The organism is Frankia sp. CeTa3Moorea (assembly GCF_978021225.1).
Window position 1 is genome coordinate 1 of record NZ_CDXDOR010000257.1, and the last position, 3,846, is coordinate 3,846.

Genomic DNA, 3,846 nt, shown 5'->3' on the forward strand with positions numbered 1-3,846 from the left:
GTGGGCTGGGACTCGTCGGGCAGAGGAACTCCTCACACCCGGGCCGGGACCCCCTCGCCGGGCTGGGGGTCGGGTAGTCCCACGCCCCCCGCCGGCCGCCGGTGCGTCTCGGCGGCCCGCGCCGCCCGGCGGTCGGTGTGATGCAGCTGGACCACGAGCAGGCCGACCGCGAGCGCGGTCACCGACTCGGCGGCGAGCGCGGCGGTGGCCGTGGCCATCGATCCGCCGCCGGCCGAGACGAGCGCCCCAGCCGTCGCCACGGTGGCGACGGCGAGCACGCCGACGACCCGGCGCACCCCGGCGCCGAGCAGGTACGTGGTGAACATCAGGGTGACGGCCAGCAGGGTCATGCTCAGCGCGAGCACCGACAGCGCGGAGGCGGCGTCGGTGAGATGCGCCCCGAAGACGAGTCCGATCAACCACTTCGCCGCAAACAGACCGAGCCCGGCGAGGAAGAGCCCGGGAGCGACGACGAAGACCAGCGCCACGACCAACGTGCCCCCGGCGGGGCGTCCCTCCTTGCGCCGTCGTGCCGCCTCGGGCAGCAGGAAGTTCGCGACCGCCAGCCCGATGAAGACCGGTACCTTGCAGGCCGTCGAGATCGCCGCGTAGCCGCCGACCCCGGAGGACCCCAGCCAGCCGACGATGACGACGTCCATATTCTGCAGCAGGGCAAGGGGGATCAGCGCGCCGAGGGCGACGGTGGTGTCGGCGATGACGCTGTGCCGGGCGCTGGCGCGCGGCGCCGGGATCGGCAGCGGAATCGGCCCGGTGGCCGGCGGTGTGCCGTCGTCAGGCAGCACGGTTGCCCCGCGCTGGGACACGGTTGCCCCGCGCTGGGACACGGGCGGGCGCGGCAGCCGCGGGGTGCGCGTGACGGCCCACCGGGCGTGCTCGGCGCCGACGACGACGCCGAGCACGATGCCCAGGCCCGCGCCGTTCACCCCGAGCCCGCCCAGCACGAGCACGATCACCAGGCCGATCCGGACGAAGCCCTCGACCACGAAGTTGACGGCGAGGCGCGGATAGGCCCCCCGGGCCTGCAGCAGGCCGCGTTCGACGCACAGCAGCGTCCACAGCGCGGCACCGATGGTCGCCTCGGCGATCGCGAGCGGATGCGGATAAGACATCAGCGCGGCCACCGGCCGGCACAGCACCACCGCGACGATCGCGGAGATCACGATGCCGACGCCGCAGGCGCCCCGCAGCCGCCGGATCCAGGACCACTGCTCGCGCCGGGTGCCCCCCGGCCCAGACGTCTCGTGCCGCACCACGGCGATCAGCAGCGCGTTACCCGCGACCGAGAGAATCAGGAAAATGCTGACCTGCACCGACACGGCGCCGTAGGAGTCCGGGTCCAGCGACCGGGCGACGATCAGGTTCATCAGCAGGTTGCACCCGTTGACGAGCATGCCGGCGACGGCCAGCGCTGCCGGACCGGCCAGCAGGCCCGTCACAGCCTCACGCGAGGGCTTCGCCATCAGTCTCCCCACCGGGAACGGGACACGTCGAATCACCCACAGCGGAACACCGACCATGGTAAGTGGCCGACGATTTTCCGACATCGGTAGGTTGCAGGCGAACGTTGCAGACGAACATGGTAAGCCCTGGCGAGCGGAATGAAACGGAAGGAATGCCACCGGTGACGGGAAGCCCCAGCGTGACACCCCCGGAAGGGTCGACACACCGCGGAGGGTCCCGGGAGCGCCGGTACCTGCCCACCCTCGCTGGCCGGCACGTGGTGTTCCTCAACTGGCGGGACCGGGAGCATCCGCAGGCCGGCGGGGCGGAGCTGTTCTGCCAGTCGATCGCCGAACGGTTCGCCGCGGCCGGTGCCCGGGTCACCCTGCTGACCTCGCGGGCCACGGACGGTGAACGCCCGGGTCCGCCCGTCGCCGAGTCCGTCGGCGGCGTCGAGGTACGCCGCGGGGGCGGCACCTTCGGCGTCTATCCGTCGGTGCTCGCCCGGCTGGCCAGCCTGGGGCGGGCCGGGCACCGCGTCGACGCCGTCGTCGACTGCCAGAACGGGATCCCGTTCTTCAGCCCCCTGGTGCTGCCGGCGAGCACCCCCGTCGTGCAGGTGCTCCACCACGTTCATCAGAAACAGTTCCCGTTGTACTTCCCCGGGCCGGTCGCCCGGGTCGGGCAGCTGCTGGAGGCGCCGGGCAGCCGGTGGGTCTACCGGCGCCGACCGGTGGTGGTCGTCTCCCCCTCGACCCGCGCCGAGGCCCGTGACATCCTCGGCCTGCCCGGCCCGCGCTTCCTGGTCCCCAACGGGGTGACCACCTCGGCCGCCGGGGCTAACTCGACCACCGGGGCCACCGCGTTCACGGGCCCGGCTGGCGGCGGGCCCGCAGGCTCGGATGGCGGCCCCGCGACGGCACCCACCATCGTGTGCGTCGGCCGGCTCGTGCCGCACAAGCGGCTCCACCTGCTCCTCGACGCGCTGCCCGCGCTGGTCGGGGCGCATCCCGGGCTCACCGTCCACATCATCGGCGACGGCCCGGACCGCGAACGCCTGACCGCCCGCGCGGTCGCCCTCGGGCTGACCACCCCAGATACGGTGACCACCACCGACCCGGGGGCGGCTCCGGGCTCGGGAGGCACGACCGACCGGGACGGTGACGCCGTGCGCTGGCACGGCTACACCAATGCCGCCACCCGCGACCGGTTGCTTTCCTCGGCCTGGCTGACGGTCAACCCCTCGCATGGTGAGGGCTGGGGGCTGTCGGTGCTGGAGGCCGCCGCCCTCGGGGTGCCCGCGGTGGCGTTCCGGGTCCCGGGGCTGCGCGACGCGGTCCGGGACGGGACGACGGGATGGCTGGTCGACGAGGGCGAGCCGCTGGAGAAGACCCTCGACGCGGCGCTACGGCTACTGGCCGAGCCGCCCGCGGCGGCCGAGCTGCGCGCGGCGGCCCGCGCCTGGGCGGCTGGGTTCACCTGGGACGCCAGCGCCGAGCTGCTGGCCCGGGTGGTCACCGCCGAGATCGACCGGCTGGCCGGACCGGCGGCGAAGCGGGCCGAAGCAGGGGAACAAGGCCGCGCGCCGCAGCGGGGTCGGAGACCGGATCGGGGCCTGGAGCGCCGGCGCCGGGACGATGACCTCACGCACGCCCGCTTCACCCTGCCGGTCGGCGCCCCCCGCCCGGCGTTGCGCCGCACGGACCTGGTGTACCGGCCGGATCCGACCGGCCCGGAGATGATCGCGGTCCTCTACGGCGCCGGCCCCGCCGCCGCGCGCACCGCCCTGACCCGGGCCGGAGTCGGGGCCGGCGCGCTCGCCGACCTGCGACTACGCCCGGCGACCGGCGAGGACCTGCTGTTCGCGGCCAGCCGTGACCTGGCGGCATCTCCCCCGGATCCGGGTCCCGGTCCGGTCTCGACCGACAACCGGGACGATCAGGCGAAGGCCGGAGCGCGACGAGCAGCCTCGAACATGCTTTCCACGGAGCTAGAAGGAGCAGCAGGACGGCCTCTGTCTCACGGATGAGACACTGATATCCATCATGCCCTCCCACAGGATTTCCGAACGTTTACCTTACGGCATATTTTCTGGAGGGATGGCGACCGAAGGGTAACGCGAATTGATCACATGGATATATATCTCAGCTTGGTGCAGCAAACGGCTCAACCATCCTCGTGCAGAATCCTCCTCAGCAAGAACCTGAAAGCGCCACCCAAAAGGGCTGCGGAAACGACTACCCAGATGCCTGGGATTCCAGCAAAAGCCGCTATCACAATCAATGCGGCGATCAAACTGTATCCGATGACCGTGACCGGCATGTACCAGCCGGGGTGCCGACTGTTTCCGATGATCACTAGCGACCTCCTACCGCCATGTTCCAG

The 3,846-nt window shown here is 72.2% G+C and carries 3 protein-coding genes; 1 reads left to right on the top strand and 2 read right to left on the bottom strand.

Annotated features, from left to right (window positions below; genetic code table 11):
- Positions 1-32 precede the first annotated feature (32 nt).
- Positions 33-1,481: a lipopolysaccharide biosynthesis protein gene (locus AC08OV_RS23865; protein WP_476620359.1), complete on the bottom strand. Its 1,449-nt coding sequence runs from the start codon at positions 1,479-1,481 to the stop codon at positions 33-35.
- A 152-nt stretch (positions 1,482-1,633) separates the two neighbouring features.
- Between AC08OV_RS23865 and AC08OV_RS23870 the strand changes: the two genes are divergently transcribed.
- Complete coding sequence (locus tag AC08OV_RS23870; RefSeq protein ID WP_476615504.1) at positions 1,634-3,490, top strand: glycosyltransferase family 4 protein; 1,857 nt, start codon at positions 1,634-1,636, stop codon at positions 3,488-3,490.
- Between the two features lie 137 nt (positions 3,491-3,627).
- Here the strand turns inward: AC08OV_RS23870 and AC08OV_RS23875 are convergent.
- On the bottom strand, positions 3,628-3,846 hold a 219-nt coding region (locus AC08OV_RS23875), incomplete at its 5' end, for a hypothetical protein (protein ID WP_476615505.1).